Annotated in this window: 11 protein-coding genes; 6 read left to right on the top strand and 5 right to left on the bottom strand. The window is 41.4% G+C overall.

All coding sequences use genetic code 11. The annotated features are described in order from the left end of the window. Positions 1–29: 29 nt before the first annotated feature. On the bottom strand, positions 30–3,131 hold the full coding sequence (locus WD048_17025) for an Ig-like domain-containing protein (protein ID MEX0813925.1): 3,102 nt from the start codon (positions 3,129–3,131) through the stop codon (positions 30–32). Between the two features lie 39 nt (positions 3,132–3,170). On the opposite strand from WD048_17025, the gene WD048_17020 reads away from it, so the two are divergent. From WD048_17020 to WD048_17010, 3 genes are all read left to right on the top strand, one after another. Then, complete coding sequence (locus WD048_17020; GenBank protein ID MEX0813924.1) at positions 3,171–4,058, top strand: hypothetical protein; 888 nt, start codon at positions 3,171–3,173, stop codon at positions 4,056–4,058. Between the two features lie 180 nt (positions 4,059–4,238). Continuing rightward, positions 4,239–4,763, top strand: coding sequence for a hypothetical protein (locus WD048_17015; GenBank protein MEX0813923.1), 525 nt, complete (start codon positions 4,239–4,241; stop codon positions 4,761–4,763). Between the two features lie 203 nt (positions 4,764–4,966). Next, positions 4,967–7,375 (top strand): TonB-dependent receptor, encoded by a 2,409-nt coding sequence (locus WD048_17010; protein ID MEX0813922.1) that lies wholly within the window; start codon positions 4,967–4,969, stop codon positions 7,373–7,375. 138 nt (positions 7,376–7,513) lie between these two features. Here WD048_17010 and WD048_17005 read toward each other — a convergent pair whose 3' ends face one another. Further along, positions 7,514–7,786: a DUF3817 domain-containing protein gene (locus WD048_17005; GenBank protein ID MEX0813921.1), complete on the bottom strand. Its 273-nt coding sequence runs from the start codon at positions 7,784–7,786 to the stop codon at positions 7,514–7,516. Between the two features lie 418 nt (positions 7,787–8,204). Here WD048_17005 and WD048_17000 point away from each other — a divergent pair, with 418 nt between their 5' ends. The 3 genes from WD048_17000 (at position 8,205) to WD048_16990 (ending at position 13,699) form a co-directional block, all read left to right on the top strand. Then, positions 8,205–10,022, top strand: a complete 1,818-nt coding sequence (locus tag WD048_17000) for an acyl-CoA dehydrogenase family protein (GenBank protein MEX0813920.1) — start codon at positions 8,205–8,207, stop codon at positions 10,020–10,022. Between the two features lie 164 nt (positions 10,023–10,186). Continuing rightward, positions 10,187–11,671: a hypothetical protein gene (locus WD048_16995; protein ID MEX0813919.1), complete on the top strand. Its 1,485-nt coding sequence runs from the start codon at positions 10,187–10,189 to the stop codon at positions 11,669–11,671. A gap of 717 nt (positions 11,672–12,388) precedes the next feature. Next, complete coding sequence (locus WD048_16990) at positions 12,389–13,699, top strand: glycosyltransferase family 4 protein (protein MEX0813918.1); 1,311 nt, start codon at positions 12,389–12,391, stop codon at positions 13,697–13,699. Here the strand turns inward: WD048_16990 and WD048_16985 are convergent. The 3 genes from WD048_16985 to rbfA form a co-directional block, all read right to left on the bottom strand. After that, positions 13,696–16,203: a hypothetical protein gene (locus WD048_16985; protein ID MEX0813917.1), complete on the bottom strand. Its 2,508-nt coding sequence runs from the start codon at positions 16,201–16,203 to the stop codon at positions 13,696–13,698. The two genes, WD048_16990 and WD048_16985, sit on opposite strands and share 4 nt — an antisense overlap. Positions 16,204–16,281: 78 nt before the next feature. Continuing rightward, on the bottom strand, positions 16,282–17,499 hold the full coding sequence (locus tag WD048_16980; GenBank protein MEX0813916.1) for an FtsX-like permease family protein: 1,218 nt from the start codon (positions 17,497–17,499) through the stop codon (positions 16,282–16,284). Beyond that, positions 17,496–17,870 carry a 30S ribosome-binding factor RbfA gene (gene rbfA / locus WD048_16975; GenBank protein ID MEX0813915.1) on the bottom strand — a complete coding sequence of 125 codons (375 nt, stop codon included), beginning with the start codon at positions 17,868–17,870 and terminating at the stop codon, positions 17,496–17,498. Before rbfA ends, WD048_16980 begins: the two co-directional genes overlap by 4 nt. Positions 17,871–17,937: the final 67 nt, after the last annotated feature.

Here is a 17,937-nt window from a genome sequence, read left to right as displayed (position 1 = left end):
TATTAGAAAATCCGTCTGACCGCTATATATCATGGTTTTAAGTCTTCAGAACAAACTCGAAGCTTAACAATTTTTTTATTCAGCTGTTCATCAGCACTTCTAAGTACAAGAAAGTAAATACCGGAATTCAAAGTGCTTAAATCCAGCTCAATGTTTTTTTCTGAAAAGTCTTGAAAGTTTTTAAGCATCCGGCCATCGGCAGTGTAAATTCCAATCTCTTTAATACGGTTTGTTAAATCCCCTTTCAGCTGAACGAATAATTTATCACTTACAGGGTTGGGGAATATTTCTGCTTCTATTGTTTTCTCTTCAATTGTACTTGCCAGGATATCTGCATTTACAACCACACTTTTATAATACTCACAATTATTGGAATCTGTTGCCGTAAGTGTGTAAGTACCCGGAGCGTCAATAGTTATAGCAGCACCAAAAGTCCCGTCCGACCACTGATAATCAACAAAAGCAGGGTTGCCGGCATCAAGTACAAACTGGCTGTCATTTTGAATCAGCGTATCACCGGGCAATGGAATGCTTTGCTCCGGAAAAAAACCGACCTGTACTGAATCAGAAGTTTCGCATGCGCCAATAGCTGCTGTTAGTTTGTAAAAACCTTCATTTCCAACTTTTACCATTTCAGAAGCATCACCTGTGCTCCATTGATAAGTATCATACACATTATTTGAAGCAAGCAATAATGAATCTCCCCGGCATATTAACTGATCTGCACCGAGATTTAATACCGACAAATTTATTTGTTCTACACTTACCGAATCGTAAGCAACGACCTGGTTGTTCAGGCCACTTCTCACCCAAACTTCATTGAATCCAGTGTTTGAGACCGTTAAAGTTGGAAGATTCTGAAGGGTATTCCCATTCCATTCATACAGGTTAAAACGGTTTCCCGCATCAAGTATAATCGATTGCCCGGAACATATTTCCTGATCAGGACCGAGTTCTGGCGCCCTGTTGTTTCCATAATCATACTTTAAATAAAGCCGTGGTGCCAAATCAGTATTGCCATCAAATGACACTGCCCTGCGGGTTCCGCTTCCGCTCAGCACAAAAACCAAAGGACTGTTTTCGTTCCATGCGCCCAGGTTTTGTACTTCCTGAATTACATTGCTCAAATCAGGGGTGCTGTATGTTGAACCTACATTGGTCCAGGGATAGGGCTGCCAGTTAACATTTGCCTGTGTCAACTGTCTGAAATAAATATCAAACAAGTTGCCTGAAAAAGAAGGGGCTGAAGCAGATCGCTGGGCTTTGATATTGATATTGGCAGGTGATGCATCCGTATGGCTCGCTGTAAAAACAATCCTGGCTTCAATTAGCTGTGCATCTTTGGGCAGGCTAAGCCCTGAAAAACGAAGGCCAACTTTTTGAACAGAAGCCGATTCCACAATTTTCAATACATCAGAATTCAAAATCATGGAGTTGTTGTACTGCAATTCCTCGGCATCGTCATCAGTATTCAATATATAGCTGTAGCCTTCTGAAACACCCACTGCTATATCCCTGCATTCAGACTTCTTGGTTTCGCCATTATTGTCAACTGCCTTTGCCCGGATCATATAATTTCCAAAAGCAGGAGCTGTCCATTTAATACTATATGGTGCAGCAGAATCCCTACCAATGGATTGATTGTTTGCCAAAAACTCTACATAATTAATTCCACTTCCATTATTGTCAGATGCTGTTGCTTTAAATTGGATGGGATACGTATCGACAAAAAAAAGCCCATTTTCGGGTTGAATGAGTCCAATATCCGGGGCTTTTAAATCGGGATTTTCAATCACAACTACTTTGTCTCCATTGCCCGGATCCCAAACATCAAGGTTATTGGGCATTTTGCACAGGTCTTCGTCATCTACCATCCCAACTGTATAAGCATTGTCCACTTTAATGGTTCGGATTTCCATTTTATAGCGGTCTATCAATATCCATTTAAATTGGTTGAAGCTCCCGGAACTGCGCGTCCATGATTTGGTGTCATCTGCAGACCTTGTAGGTGCTCCCCAACAACCTTCACCAGTATAAACCGTGCCATTTAAATCATCCCTTAAAAAACCCTCATCGCTGCCTGGCCCTGTATCGGGAATCACCGGCCAGGTTGTTTTCACGCAATGCGCGTCACATTCTACAGCCAATTGCACATTGTGATTGTAAAAAGTCTGCGCCCAGCTGGCATATTGAATGGGATTGTCAAATTTAGAGGAAACGTGTGGACGGGTTGGTAAATGATATTGTGCCATTTTCCATATGCTCTGCGAATGAGCAGTTAAATCATTGTCCAACCAGGAATTTTGTGCGCCCCCGGCAAATATCATACTGTTCAGAGTATATGCCCTGAGTAAATCCCCACCAAAACTAAGCGCATAATAAACATCCCCACCAGGTGTGTCAAAAATATCTATAATATCATTATTGGAAAATTCGTGGTTTCCCCTTGCCGCAATAATTGGAATCATACGCCCGTCAGAACCAATTGTCAATTGCCAATCGTCTAACCAATCCTGCCATTCCCCGTTGGAATTGCCATCTGTCATATCCCCACCAAAAAACACGGCATGAGGCCTAAGCCTACTCACCATATAATTGGCCTTTTGTCGAGGCGTACGGTTGTTTCGTGAATCTCCTCCAGCAACTATAGAAAGCGTTTCATAAGAATGATCAGGCACGGTTTTAAACCAAAAAATCTGGCTGGGTCCATCTGCATCTTCTATGTAAAAATAATAGGCCGTATTGGGCTGCAAGCCACTGATTCTTGAAAAACGGTGGTCCATGCCTTTATAGTTGGTGCTCCTGTCCACTCCATGCGAAAATTGAAAAGCTGAAAGATTGCCCCCGTAATCAGTAGTGTCATAATACACGGTAGCATTTCCTCCACCAATTTGCGACCAACCAACACAAATAGTTGTAGAAGGATCGTCCCGCCACATAATACGGTACTTTTCAGTAGCAGCACTTAAATCTATTGTGTTAATTGTAAAATAGAAAAGAAAAAAAAGTGAGAAAATAGTTTTCACCTGGGTAAATGTTTTAAAATAGTTGCGAATATTGCCAAAGGAATTATTGATATGAAAGTCCAAAGAATGCTTTTGGGTTTTATATAGTTCAACAAAATTAAGCAAAGGCAGGGATTTTCACTATAAAAAATTAATACTGACTTAATGATCACGCAATATTCGGATAAAGAAAGACAATGGATTTTTTCCTTTTTAAAAATCGCTGCTTTTACGGTTTTGGCAGGCAGGGCCTATCATCATTTCTTTTTTGATATTCCATTGAGTGCATTTTTTTGGAATCAGAACCTACTGGAAAATACCGTGCAATCATTGCTCAACATGAGCTGGGAAGAATATGCCCGAAGCGATCTCGCAGAAGCGGTATTGGATTATCCGCGCTATGCTTTGGGGTTTCTTTATTTAGCCACTTCCATTTTTGTGCTCTTCAAAAAGGACTTAAAACAGAAAGGAGATATCCTGCTTTTACTCTCCACGGCAGGTCTTATCATTTTGGCACTCCTTTATTTCCTCGATCATTTTTCTTCACAGGGTCAGTTTATAGAATACACATTGCAGTTTTCTGCGCCATTATTTCTGTACCTTTTCTGTAGAAATACTTTCAATAAAAAACAATTGATTTTCGGCTTGAAATTGGCCGTTAGTTTAACATTTGTGGGACACGGTTTATATGCTTTTGGTTTTTATCCCGTTCCGGTAAAATTTATGGAAATGACAATGGTCATGCTGCCTGTAAATGAAACTTTTGCAGAATTTTTCTTGCGCACGGCAGGCTTCCTGGATTTTTTAGTGGCTATTGGAATTTATTGGGAAAAAACGGAAAAACCACTGTTGGTCTATGCCGCTATTTGGGGATTGTTCACTGCGCTTGCAAGGGTTATGGTGTATTACAACCCAGATTTTGCATTGAGTAGTTTGCATCAATACTGGTGGCAGTCATTTTTCAGAATGCCGCATATGTTGATTCCTTTGTTGTTGTTTATTTTAGCGGACATAAAAAACAGAAACCGAAATGCTTCAACAGCACATTCCTGATTTTAAATCACAAAACGAACCGTGATTTTTCACGCAGAGTAACGCAAAGTTTAAATACGCAACGATTCGCAGAGCCAAGCGCAGTTGTATTTTGCGGACTTTGCGCTTTTCTTAGCGAGCTTTGCGTGAAATATAGGTGGTCAGCTATTTATCCTTATTTTTGAATTTTAAAACCTAACATTGAAAAAACTGCTCAGCATATCATTGTTAATTTGCTTGATCGCTCCGGTTGGCGGCACCTATCTTTGGTTGCAATACCAAAAGAAAATGGTGAAAAAGAGCGTCAAATGGAAAATGATAGATGGGATTGACAAAAGCGAGTTGGTTTATTTCAAATTCAGCAAAGCAGATTCTGCCAATGTTTTAAACTGGAAACATTCAAGGGAATTTGAGTACAATGGCCAAATGTATGATATCGTAGAGCGGGAAAATCGAGGTGACAGTCTGTTTTACTGGTGTTGGTGGGATCATGAGGAAACCAAGCTGAACAAGGCACTGACACAACTTATTCAAAAGGAATACGATGACAATCCCCAGCGCAATGAAAAGCGCGAACGCCTTATGGATATTTACAAACAGTTTCGGGTCAATTCTTTTGAATTTGCTTTCAATAATTTGTTTTCAGAAATCTTAAGTTCCGAAGGGATCTATTCCTTTAGCATCAAAACATTTTACAGCCAACCAATTTCCCCACCCCCGCAGTAATTTATTTCTGCATTTTGTATTTTTTTATTTGATTATTGAATTTGGGTTATTAGCCTCGTTTCAATGACTCAACGGTCTGACGGCTATTAAATAGCTGCAAAATGCCGTCTGACCGTTTAACCGTCAAGGTAGGTATGGCTCTGCTTTAGTCAACTAAGAAATATAGAATCTCTATTTTCTTTTTAATCAATGAATTTCACACAATGAAAAATATTTTATTCGTGTGCTTGATTTTATTGGGAGCAATGGATTTTGCCCATTCCCAAATATTAAGCATACAAGATGGGGAAAGTGGACGCCCTTTGGAAATGGCAACAATATCCAGCAAAAACCCACAGGCTTTTGAAACCACCAATTCAAAAGGACAGGCTGATATTTCAGAATTTGAAGGCGCGGAAAAAATTCACATCCGCATATTGGGCTACAAAACGGTGGAGACAAGCTATGCAGCATTGCAGCAGAAGAATTTCCAATTGGAATTGAATGCTACGGGCATTACAATGGATGCCGTAGTAATTTCTGGAAGCAGATGGAAGCAAAGCAACAGGGATGTGCCTTCCAAAATAATCAGCATTTCCAAAAAAGATGTGGCGCTGCAAAATCCGCAAACGGCTGCCGATTTGCTTGGTACCTCTGATGCGGTTTTTATTCAAAAAAGTCAGCAGGGTGGAGGAAGCCCCATGATCCGGGGGTTTTCTACCAATCGCCTGTTGTACACCGTAGATGGTGTGCGCATGAACACGGCTATTTTTCGCAGCGGCAATCTCCAAAATGTAATTTCGCTCGACCCCTTTGCCATGGAAAGTACCGAAGTATTTTTTGGACCCGGCTCTGTCATTTACGGCAGCGATGCCATTGGCGGAGTGATGGCTTTTCAGACCTTGACTCCTGAGCTGTCCCTTAACGACAAACCCCTGATCGGTGGAAGTGCAGTAATGCGCTATGCCACGGCCAATCAGGAGAAAACCGGGCATTTCCATGTGAATGTGGGCGGCAAAAAGTGGGCATCGGTCAGTAGCATCAGTTTTAATGACTATGGAGATTTGCGTATGGGCAGCAATGGGCCAGAGGAATACCTGAGGCATGAATATGTGCAAAGACAAAATGGAATGGATGTGGTCATCAGCAATGAGGATTCTAAAGTGCAAAAGCCATCTGGCTATTCGCAGATCAATATGATGCAGAAATTCCGCTTTAAGCCCAATGAAAAATGGGACTTCCAATATGGGTTCCATTATTCGGCCACCTCTGAATACGGCCGCTACGACCGGCATTTGAGGACAAGAAATGGTTTACCCCGATATGGCGAATGGAGCTATGGCCCGCAAAAGTGGATGATGAATAACCTAAACATCACCAACACTTCAAATAACAAGGCCTATGATGAAATGAGCATCCGATTGGCGCATCAGGCCTTTGAGGAAAGCCGCATCAGTCGCAATTTCAATAGTCCAGATCGAGAAACGAGAATAGAAAAGGTAAATGCCTATTCTGGAAATATTGATTTTATAAAATCCATTGGCAGCAGGAACAAGCTCTTTTATGGAGTGGAAGGCGTTTACAACGATGTCAACTCCACCGGGATCAATGAGGATATTGTGGCTGGAACGAGCAGTCCCGGTGCTTCCCGCTATCCACAGGCAAGCTGGGCTTCTTATGCCGCTTATGTTTCCAATCAATTTAGGGTTTCCGAGAAAATATTGTTGCAGGCAGGCTTGCGCTACAATCACATTTTGATCGATGCCGAGTTTGATACGGCATTTTATCCCTTTCCATTTACCGAGGCCAATTTGAGCAATGGCGCATTGACCGGAAGTTTTGGTGTGGTTTGTCGTCCCAATTCCAATTGGGTGATCAGCAGTAATTTTGCCACGGCATTCCGCTCGCCCAATGTAGATGATATGGGAAAAGTATTCGATTCAGAACCCGGTGCAGTGGTTGTTCCCAATCCAGATTTATCTGCCGAATATGCTTATAATATTGACCTCGGCATTGCCAAGATTTTTGGCGATGTGGTGAAAATTGATGTAACGGGCTATTATACGCATTTGCGCAATGCCCTGGTTAGGCGCGATTATGTGCTGAATGGTCAGGACAGTATTTTTTATGAAAATACGCTGAGCCAGGTGCAGGCCATTCAAAATGCTGCGGTGGCCAATGTATATGGCGTACAAGCTGGACTTGAGGTGAAATTTCTGGCAGGTGTGAGTTTTTCTTCCAATTTCAATTACCAAATGGGCGAAGAAGAATTGGACGATGGAACTACAAGCGCATCAAGACATGCACCGCCCATGTTTGGGGTTTCACGGCTCAATTATCGCTACAAAAACCTGAGCTTGCAATTTTATGCGGTGTATAGTGCTGCAAGAAAATTTGAGGATATGCCGGTAGATGAAGTTGGCAAAACAGAAATTTATGCCACGGATGAAAATGGCAATCCATGGTCACCGGGCTGGTACACTTTGAATTTTAAGGCACTGTATCAAATCACCGATTTCCTTTCTGTTAGTGCAGGATTGGAAAACTTGAGCGATCAACGCTATCGCCCATACAGTTCTGGGCTTACAGCTCCGGGCAGGAATTTTATTTTGTCTTTGAGAGCGAGTTTTTAAAATGCATATGATATAAAAACGCTCACTTCCAATGGGTCATGACCCATTGGACTACCCAGAATTTATTCTGTTTTAAAGGACTGGTTTTAGACACTTATCACACAAACCCTAAAGGTCTTTGAAAGACCTTTAGGGTTTTTATTTTCCCAACAACCGCTTTTCAAAAATCCAGGGACCAAATGGGGTAACACTGGCGATTCCAGCTAAAAGGAGTTTGCTAAATTTCCATTTGTATTCAACATAAACATACAATGCTACCCCGATATAGAGCATAAACAATACGCCATGTGCCCATCCTGCGTATTTCACCACCATGGGATTGCCCCATACATATTTTATGGGCATGGCTACAAATAATAAAAACAGAAAGGATAACCCTTCAATTCGCCCTGTCCACTTGAAAAAATCCATAAATAAAATTTACCCTTTCTGATGATTAGAGAATCCTTCAAAATTACGAAAGAATCTGTTGGTTAAGATATTGGGGCATCTAGGGCATACAACAAATTTCCATAAACTGATTTGATATATGAATTTCAAGTTGCAGGACAAGGAAACATGCTGCTTTGGCAAGGGAGCATGCTCCCTTGTTTGGGTACAAGGAAATTTGTCGTACACCTAAATTCCAGCGTTTAATTATTTGGCCACTAAGAAGTAAAGCAGATTATTTTTAATATCTACAGCACAAGAACCGCTTCGCTAATTGCGCTAGCTTGGGTTTTTGAAATCATGAATCAAAACATTGACATGTCTACTGTTGAAGTTCAATATATCCCTTTTCCAATCTTTGGAAATTAGCTGTAATTTCAAACCATAAAAAATCACACAATTGAAAACAGCAAACAATAATGTTTTACAGGGCGGACAATTTCTGATCAATTCAGGCCAGTACGAAGATTTTTTCATTACAGAGGAATGGAATGAGGAGCAATTGATGATTGCCTCTACGGTCAAGGAATTTTGCATTAAGGAAATTCAGGATAAATTTTTCGAAAGAGGAAGGGAATACAATGTAACAGATGAGGCCGACAAAGCAGAAGTATTGAAACTCCTGAAGAAAGCCGGTGAGCTGGGACTTTGCGGAGTAAGTATTCCTGAAAAATACGGAGGCATGGGGCTGGATTTCAAGACCAATACCCTGTTTTCATCTGTGATCTCCAATGGCTTTTCATTTGCCACTACACTGGGCGCGCAAACCTCTATCGGTTCCCTGCCCATAGTCTATTACGGCAATGATGCCCAAAAGGAAAAATACCTGCCCAAAATTGCTACTGGCGAATATGTGGCAGCTTATGCCCTGACTGAACCCGGAGCCGGGTCGGATGCCAATTCGGGAAAAACCCGCGCCAAATTGAACGAGGACAAAAGCCATTACCTGCTCAATGGTCAGAAAATCTGGATTACCAATGGAGGATTTGCCGATGTATATGTGGTGTTTGCCAAAATAGAGGACGATAAAGACCTGTCGGCATTTATTGTGGAGCGGAATTTTCCGGGTTTTTCCACCGGACCGGAAGAAAAGAAAATGGGCATTAAAGGCTCCTCTACCGTTCAAATTTATTTTGACGACTGCAAAGTACCTGCTGGAAATCTGCTGGGCGAAAGAGGTGCAGGCTTTAAAATGGCCTTGAATATTTTGAATGGCGGAAGAATAAAAGCAGGTGCCGGTGGTATTGGCGGTGCACAATTGGTTTTGAACCAGGCCGTGCCCTTTGCCATTGAGCGCAAACAGTTTAATCAATCCATTTCTGAATTTGGTGCCATCCAATACAAAATCGGAAGCATTGCAGCAGAAGCTTTTTGTTGCGAAGCAGCGGTATATCGCACCGTAGATAAAATAGACCGATTGACTGAAAAATTGCTGAAAGAGGGCAAAAGCGATAATGAAGCTAAACTGGGCGGTTTGCGGGAATTTGCCATTGAGGCCTCCATTATAAAAGTGAAAGGATCAGAGCTGGTTTGCCTGGCTACTGATGAGGGCATACAAATATATGGAGGCATGGGCTATGCCGTGGAAACCGGGATGGAAATGGGCTATCGCGATGCGCGCATCACCAAAATTTACGAAGGCACGAATGAGGTCAACCGGATGCTGGCCGTGGGCGAACTGAGCAAAAGAGCGGTAATCACCAAAGAGCTGGATTTGATCAGCGCGGGGAAGAAAATCCCCGGATTTGTATTCAAACAAATTTTACCTTTTAAATCAAGCAGCAATTACGCTGCGGAGAAAAGACTGGTTCAGGGATTGAAAAATACTTTTCTCATGGTATCGGGAGCTGCCGGTAAAAAGCTGGGCAAGAAACTGGTAGATGAGCAGGAAATCGTTTTGAATTTCTATGATATTCTTGCCGAAGCATACGTTTGCGACAGTGTGCTGATGAAAATTGAAAAACTGGAGAAAACCGAAAGGAACAAGGGCGAAAAATTCCAGGTCCAAAAATCGGCCATGCAGCTCTATTTATATGTAGCTGCCAATACAGCAAAACGAGCAGCACATGAGGCCATAGATAGTTTTGCCAATGGCTTGCAAAAATCCATGCTGAAAAAACTGGTGAATATTATGCTGCCCGCCTACCCCGTAAATCCTAAAGAATTGCGCAGAAAAGTAGCCCGCTACATTATTGATAAAAAAGGCTATGCTTTATAAAACCTTGTAGTGTAAAGGCAAGCACCAAATAACGGTCTGACGGCTATAGTATCTCAGCAAAAAGCCGTCCGACCGTTTGTGTTAAACCGGTAAAGTACATTTGACACTATAGTAGCGCTACTTTTATCTTAATTTCACAGCAAATTAGCAAGTAGATAAAGAATATGGGCATTATCATCAGGCAGAGTTTTTGGAATTCCATTTGGTCCTATATTGGTATTGCGCTGGGTTATGTGAATGTAGTGTTGTTGTTTCCACGCTTTTTAGAGCCTGATGAATTTGGATTAACCAGGGTTTTTATCGCTGCCAGTATGATCACCGCCCAATTAGGCTCGCTCGGCATTATCAATATTTCCATAAAATATTTCCCGTTTTTCAAGAGCAATAGCGACAATAAGCACAGCGGCTTTTTATTTTTCGGTTTTCTACTTAGCACAATTGGCAGCCTGCTATGTGTAATTGGACTTATTGTTTTCAAACCCTTGATTGTTGGTGCTTATATTGAGCGTTCTGAGCTGTTTGTGGAATACTATTACTGGTTGATTCCGCTGAGTATTGCTCTAATTTACTTCAATCAATTGAGTTCCTATGCCCGTGTTATCCTCAAATCTTCTTTGCAGACTTTCGCGCGCGATTTGCTGATTCGCTTCCTGCAATTTTGCTGCATATTGGGCTATGCATTGCACTGGTACGATTTTGAAACTTTTGTGAGTTTTTTCATTCTCAGCTATTTTGTAAATGGGGCTTTTGTAGTCCTTTACCTGGTTTTCAGCAGGGCTGTTCACCTTTTGCCCGACTGGCAATTTTACCGCAAGCTGCCCCTGGGGGAAATTGGCAAATACGGAGCTTTCGTTCTTTTTTCGGGTGTTGGCGGATATATTGCCGGCAATATTGATATCCTGATGATTGGTTCTTTGGCCACTGATGGATTGGCCGATGTGGCCATTTACTCGGTGGCTTTTTATATTGGAAACATAGTAAATGTACCCATTAAATCGGTTTACAGCATTGCCATTCCCATTATTGCAGAAGCATGGAAAAACAATGATATGGCCAAGATCGAAGAGTTGTATAAAAAATCTTCCATCAATCAGTTGATCATAGGCTGTCTCTTGCTGATTGGTTTGTGGGCCAATATTGACAATATGTTCATGATTTTGCCCGAGGAATATATTGACGGAAAAATAGTGGTTTTGATCATTGCACTTTCACAGTTGTTCAATATTGCAGCGGGTGTCAATGGCGGTATTATTGTCAACTCGCCCTATTATAAATACGACTCGCTTTTCATTGGAGCTATGGTAGTAATGAACATTACTTTAAATATCATATTTATAAAAATGCTCGGTTTTATAGGGGCAGCAGTGGCTACTGCCATAACCATTATCTTCTTCAATGTAGGCCGAATGATTACCGTTCTGGTAAAATCCAAAATGCATCCTTTTAGCATGAAAACCATTTACATATTATTGCTCAGCCTGGCGGTTTACGGACTGCAAATGCTGATGCCAACACTGGATATTATGCTGCTCGACCTGGCCATTCGCTCAATGCTGATTGTCTTGTTGTTTGTTCCGGCTGTCTATTTCTTCAATATATCTGAAGACATCAATGGGATAATTCGCAAGGTTTGGGGGAAAGTGTTTTAATAATTCAGGTGAGCCTCTTGGTCATTACATGGGCTTTAATAGCTAACTGACAAGTGTTGTCAGTCTTGCTTTACCCAAATAATAAAAACACCACTAATATTCAACAATCAAAAGCGATTTATCCCAGAGGGATAAAATGTTTATAATATAGACGGATAAGCCCCCACCTGATCCCTGAGGGATCATATGTTTTGGGTTTCCAAAATTTTCATACCCATGAACATTTCCCTGAAAGTAACTTTAGTGTTGACTTTTTTGCTGAATAAGTTACAGAACCAACAAATCTTAGATAGATTTGTATTGTAGCACATTTGAAATGACGGAGAAACAGCACAACATATTTTTTACAATCTTATTAATCGGTTGCTTTCTCTTGATTTTGATTTTAGATCCACCGACAAGAAATTACATCCCGATAATTTGGGGTCTTTTAGGGTTTGGGCTTCATGGATATTTATGTTTAAAAACTTGGATAGATTTGAGCAAGAAGCTAATTGTAGATCATAAGACTTACTTGGATAAAATGAAAATCAACTATCATGACAGCAAGTTCAAGACAACGGTCGACATGTTTGCTTTATTCAAAAACCAACAAAAAATAGAGGAACTTTCAGACAACATTAAATCACAACTTTCATTTTATCAAACCTATTTTCGACTGACTTTAATTGCATTTCTAATGTTTGCAGTTCTCGGTATTTTGACAGTAATAATGACATGGAATTGAAAAAAGTCCTGATCATAACTTATTATTGGCCGCCAAGCGGTGGTGCTGCCGTTCAACGTTGGTTGAAGTTCAGCAAATACCTGCGCAATTTCGGCTGGGAACCGATCATTTACACTGTTGAAAATGGAGAGTATCCGCAATATGACTCAACACTTGAAAAAGAAGTGCCGGAGGGCATTACTGTTTTGCGAAAACCCGCTTTGGAACCTTATTCCTTTTACAAAAAACTCACAGGCAAAAAAAAGCAAAGCACTTTGCAACCCGAGATTGTTACTTCCAGCAGCAAGAAAAATTCATTGTTGGAAAACTTTGCCATCTGGGTGCGTGGCAATTTCTTTATTCCCGATGCGCGTAAATTCTGGATCAAGCCCTCAGTCAGCTATTTGAAAAAATACTTAGCGGAAAACCCTGTTGATGCGATTGTCTCCACCAGCCCGCCACAGTCAGATCACCTGATAGCACTGGAATTGAAGAAACATTTCAATATCCCCTGGCTGGCGGATTTTCGAGATCCCTGGACCAAAGTGGATTATTTCGATCAATTGAAACTCAGCAAAAGTGCAGCAGCCAAACACAAAGCCCTGGAACAGGAAGTGCTAAAAAATACCGACAAAGTGCTTACCGTAAGTTATGCCTGGGCAGAAGATTTCAGGGAATTGGGCACAAAGGATGTCTCTGTAATTACCAATGGCTATGATACTGCTGACCTGCCCAAAGTAAAACCGGAGCTGGATAGCGCATTTAGCATAGCCCATATTGGCAACATCAGTAGTGAAAGAGTGCATGAAGTGCTTTTCAAATGTCTTTCAAAATTGAAAAAGGAAAATGCAGATTTTGCCGAGAAATTTCAGCTCAAATTAATCGGTTCGGTTGAATCTTCCTTTATGGGTTTTCTGAAGCAGTACGAACTGGAAAATAATACAAACCATACGGAAGCAGTCTCGCACAAAAAGGCAGTAGAAGAAACCTGCAAAGCACAGGTATTGCTCCTGTTGCTCGGCTCCGAAAACAAATCCAGGGGACGAATTCCCCTGAAGGTATTTGAATACCTTGCTGCCCAGCGCCCCATTATCGGCATTGGCCCAAAAGACAGTGATGTGGCGAGAATCATTGAAAATAGTAAAGCCGGAAAAATGCTGGATTCCAATGATGAAAATACCCTGGCAGAACTGCTCAACTCCTATTTTGAGCAATTCCAAAAGCAAAATTTAAAAGTAGATGCTTCTGGAACGGATCAGTTTTCGCGTAAAAAACTTACGGGGGATCTGGCTAAAATACTGGATGGACTTTCAAAAAACTAAGCCGCCTCTTTAGCTTCTTTTCTTCCCTTCACCTCTTTCCAAATTCCAAATGCTAAAAACAGCATTATCAGTAATGAAAAGGCCAGTGATAGTTTTGAGCCCAGATAAAAGGAGCGTGGCACAAACTCAAATTTAATCTCGTGCTCTCCGGGCGGTACGGTCATGGCGCGTAAAATATAATTTACTTTTACATGCTCTGCCGGTTCACCGTCAATATAGACTTTCCAGTCATCATTGCCGCCTTCATAATAGATTTCTGAAAATACAGCAATTTGCTCAGAGGCATTTTGATCCACCATTGATTTATAAACCAGTTCCTTGGGATCGTAGCTCGTAAGTTGGATACTAGCATTGGGGTCGTAGCGAAAATTGTCAATTGCTAAAACGGGTTTGTCATTCTCACGGGCAATTACTTCAGTACCGGCCTCAAAAGTGCCGAGCTTTTGCATTTCCTCATCGGCAGAATTTACCCAGATCACATTTTGCACAAACCAGGCATTGCCAAGTGCCCATCTGTTTTGAATAGGATTGGCTTCTGGGTTGTAAATAATGTATTTAGTATTGAGCATATTCAATACCGGTAAATTCGAGAGGGTTCTATCAATTTTTTCCTGAGTAGGTTCATTGCTCATGGCTTGTTGCAAACGCTGAATAGAAGGATTGATATGGTTTTCTATCACTTCCTGGTAGCGCAGAATTTTTGCCGCATGGTACCCGCCAATAGAACGGTGGTGAAATGAAGTTACCGCATCATTAAAAGTATTGGCTGCCATATTCAAAACCCGGTAATGCGGGTCTTTGTCCTGCAAAATGGCATTGTCGGCAGGTGATGGCCTTTTCCTGGTTTCTAACTGACGCTCAGGTTTAAAACTATCGGCACCAAAAAAACGCTTGTCAACAGCCCACAGGTCAACAGTAAGCAGAACAACCACCCCGGCTATCAGCAGTTTTGGTTTTATGATGTTTTTAATAAAGGCAAAAAGCAATGCTGCTGTAGCCAGAATAAAAAGCAAAGATCTGAAGGCATCACTTTGCAGCATCGCTTTGCGATCTGCTTGTAGTGCATCCATTGGCCAACCTGCCTGTGAAAGGCGTGGATCGGATGGCCCTGAATAATCATAAGTACCGGCCATTAGAATTCCAAAAAGTACAATCAGCCCACCGGTGATTCCCAGGGCATAGTACAGATATTTCTGCAATTGTTGTTTGTCCAGCTTTTCAGTCAATACCTTTTGCAGACCCAACATTGCCCCAAGTGAAAAAGTAAGGCTGAGAAATAGCAAGATCATAGAAGGCGTGCGGAATTTGTTGTAAAAAGGCACGTAATTGAAAAAGAAGGAATTAAAGGCTTCAAAGTTTTTGCCCCAGGAAAGCAAAATGGCCAAAATACTGAAGCCGAGAATCCACCAGCGTATGGCACCTTTGATCAAAAACATGGAGAAAACAAAAAGAAAACTCAATGCCGCCCCGAGATATACCGGACCGGAAGTGAAAGGCAATTCTCCCCAATAAGTAGGTGCCTGCTCATAGTATTGTTTGGGAATTCCTTTTTTGGCAATATTGGCATCCCTGTCGAGTTTCATCTGATTGTTGCCCCCCGCAAAATTGGGAATCAACAAGGTCATAGTTTCCAATTGACCATAACTCCAGGCCATTGCATAATCCCAATCCAGCCCCGAGCGTGATTTGGCACTGTTCTCAGGTTTGTTATCGGTCAATTCAGATTTACCACCCCGAATGGTTTCTTTGGCATATTCATAGGTAGTCCACAGTTTACTGATATTGGGGCCAATGGCCAGTGTAGCAGCCAAAAGGAGTATCCCGCTTTCTTTGGCAAAACCAGCAATAGCCCCTTTTTTATAAGCTGAATAAAGCTCGGCCAATACAACAAATAGCAGTAAATAAAGCAGGTAATAGGTCACCTGAAAGTGATTGACGGCCACATGCAAAGTGAGAAACAATGCCGTAACAGCAGCACCCAACCAAAACTTCTTTCTCTGGTAAACCAGCAATACCCCTGCAAGAATAGCGGGCACGTAACCCAGCGCATTGATCTTGCTGGTATGACCTGCCTCAATACTCACCATGGCAAATGAACCCATTGCAAAAGCCACGGCTCCGCCTATAGACAACCAAGGATTTACCCTCAGTACAAGCATCAGAATGTAAAAACCAAGTAAATTGACAAAAAGCAAACCTGTAGGGTGCGGGAAAACTTGCCTGAAAAATGAATTGACATATAATATAATATTTGAATTATGCTGAATCCCGGATTGATAAGAAGGCATACCGCTGAACATCCCCGGATTCCAAAGTGCCTCCTCTCCTGTTTGTTCGCGGTATTCACGCACTTCACTTGATGCGCCCTGGTATTGAAGAATATCAAACTGGGTGATCTGTTTGTTTTCAAAAACAGGACTCATATAGATTAATGGTATGAGTACCAGTATCAGAACGCCCACTATGTATGGCATGTAAGTCTTGAAATCAATTCCTTTCGACATAGGTATATTTTAATTTGTACGAATGGTAAAACTAAATTTATTTGTGCGCTTTTAATAATCCGGGGATGTTGAATTAATTCAGCTTTGCATTGCAGCTGCCCTTTTAGCAGGCAGGTATGCGGCAATCAGACTGATACCGATAACCAAAAATGCCACCATTACAAAATCCGGCCATTGCATATCCACCGGATAGGCATCAATCACAAATGAACCGCTGCCCTGTAATTTCACTATGCCAAACTGTATTTGCAGCAGACAAATCACAAAACCAAAAATCATACCTCCTCCTGCACCAATTAAGGATGTAAAAAAACCTTCGAGGAGGAATAATTTCCTGATCCAGGCTGCATCTGCACCCAAAACCTTGAGAATGGATATGTCTTTTTTCTTTTCCAAAACCAGCATAGAAAGTGAACCAATAATATTGAAAGCAGCGATCAAAAGAATAAAAGAGAGAATGGCAAAAACGGCCAGTTTTTCCGTCTGCATAATTTTATAAAGCAATTCGTTTTGCTCATAGCGGGTTTTTACCAGGTAATCCTCGCCCAGAACATTTTGCAACTCTTGTTTCACATCATCTGCATCCGCATTTTCCTGAATTTTAATTTCTGCATAAGTTGCAGCATATTCATAATCCAGCAAGTCTCTGAGAAAATCTATTGGAGCAAGCACATATTCATTGTCGAAACTTTGCTGAATGGAAAAAGCCCCTACCGGTTTGATTTCTTTGCGATTAAATGCTGATGAGGGATTCAATGAAAGACCGGTGGTTTTACCTCTCTTGGGCAGATAAACCGTCAACCTTGCCAACGGGTCTTCAACGGCTACCCTCAAAACCGATTGAATGCCAGAGCCCAATACCAATTCCGGTGATTCAGTATTCAAAAAGCGCCCACGAACTACATTCCTCCCTATTTCACTTACCTTTTCAAAGTTTGAATCCACGCCTTTGATGTGGGCAATAAATTCATTTTCCTTGTTTTTGAGAATCCCTTTTTCTTCCAGGGTGAAAGAAATGTGCTCAATTCCGTTTACCTGCTCAATTTTTGCCAATAGATCTTCATCAGCCTCAAAAGTCTTGAGCCGGCTGCTCTCTACCCGAAGATCAGGATTGAATTCACCATATAGTGAAATCACAAGCCCTTCAAAACCATTGAATACGGAAAGCACCAATACCAAGGCCATAGTGCCCACACCCATACCAAGCATAGTGACGCCCGTAATGACATTAATGACATTCGTGGATTTTTTGGAGAAAAGGTATCTCCAGGCAATTTTTAAAGCCAGAGGTTTCATTGATCAGAATTGTCCTGTTCCTCCCCTTTGTCCAGGTCTTTGAGAATGCGCTCCAGACGATCTGCTTCCTCAAGGGTATTGTCCAGATAAAATTCCAGTTGCGGCATTTTCCTGAAATGATTTCTAAGTTTTTGACCCAACTGCTTTTTAATATCCGCTTTGTTTTGAGTCAATTGTGTTACAACTGCTTCTTTATCGTCCACATTATAAATGCTTACATTGACTCTTGCCAACAGCAAATCCGGGGTTACATTCACACTGATAATACTCACCAGAGCTCGGCCATAATAATCCGCTCCTTTTCTGCTGAAAATTTCGCCCAGTGTTTCCTGTAGAAGTCTTCCTATTTTTAATTGTCTTCTGCTGCTCATAATTTTTGATCCTGTTTTTTTTGAAAAATACCTCGTGTAAGAAATATCAATGTAAGGTAGTTTGAGA

It is taken from the genome of Chitinophagales bacterium (assembly GCA_040877935.1).
Taxonomy (GTDB): Bacteria; Bacteroidota; Bacteroidia; order Chitinophagales; family CAIOSU01; genus JBBDNB01.
The sequence above is the reverse complement of the archived record's forward strand: the minus strand, read 5'-3'. Positions and strand labels throughout refer to the sequence as shown.

Excerpts from the sequence above, each read along its gene's own strand:
- WD048_17020 (MEX0813924.1), top strand. The coding sequence starts at position 3,171 with ATGATCACGCAATATTCGGATAAAGAAAGACAATGGATTTTTTCCTTT.
- WD048_17005 (MEX0813921.1), bottom strand. The coding sequence starts at position 7,786 with ATGGATTTTTTCAAGTGGACAGGGCGAATTGAAGGGTTATCCTTTCTG.
- WD048_16980 (MEX0813916.1), bottom strand. The coding sequence starts at position 17,499 with ATGAAACCTCTGGCTTTAAAAATTGCCTGGAGATACCTTTTCTCCAAA.
- rbfA (MEX0813915.1), bottom strand. The coding sequence starts at position 17,870 with ATGAGCAGCAGAAGACAATTAAAAATAGGAAGACTTCTACAGGAAACA.
- WD048_16990 (MEX0813918.1), top strand. The coding sequence starts at position 12,389 with ATGGAATTGAAAAAAGTCCTGATCATAACTTATTATTGGCCGCCAAGC.
- WD048_16985 (MEX0813917.1), bottom strand. The coding sequence starts at position 16,203 with ATGTCGAAAGGAATTGATTTCAAGACTTACATGCCATACATAGTGGGC.
- WD048_17010 (MEX0813922.1), top strand. The coding sequence starts at position 4,967 with ATGAAAAATATTTTATTCGTGTGCTTGATTTTATTGGGAGCAATGGAT.
- WD048_16995 (MEX0813919.1), top strand. The coding sequence starts at position 10,187 with ATGGGCATTATCATCAGGCAGAGTTTTTGGAATTCCATTTGGTCCTAT.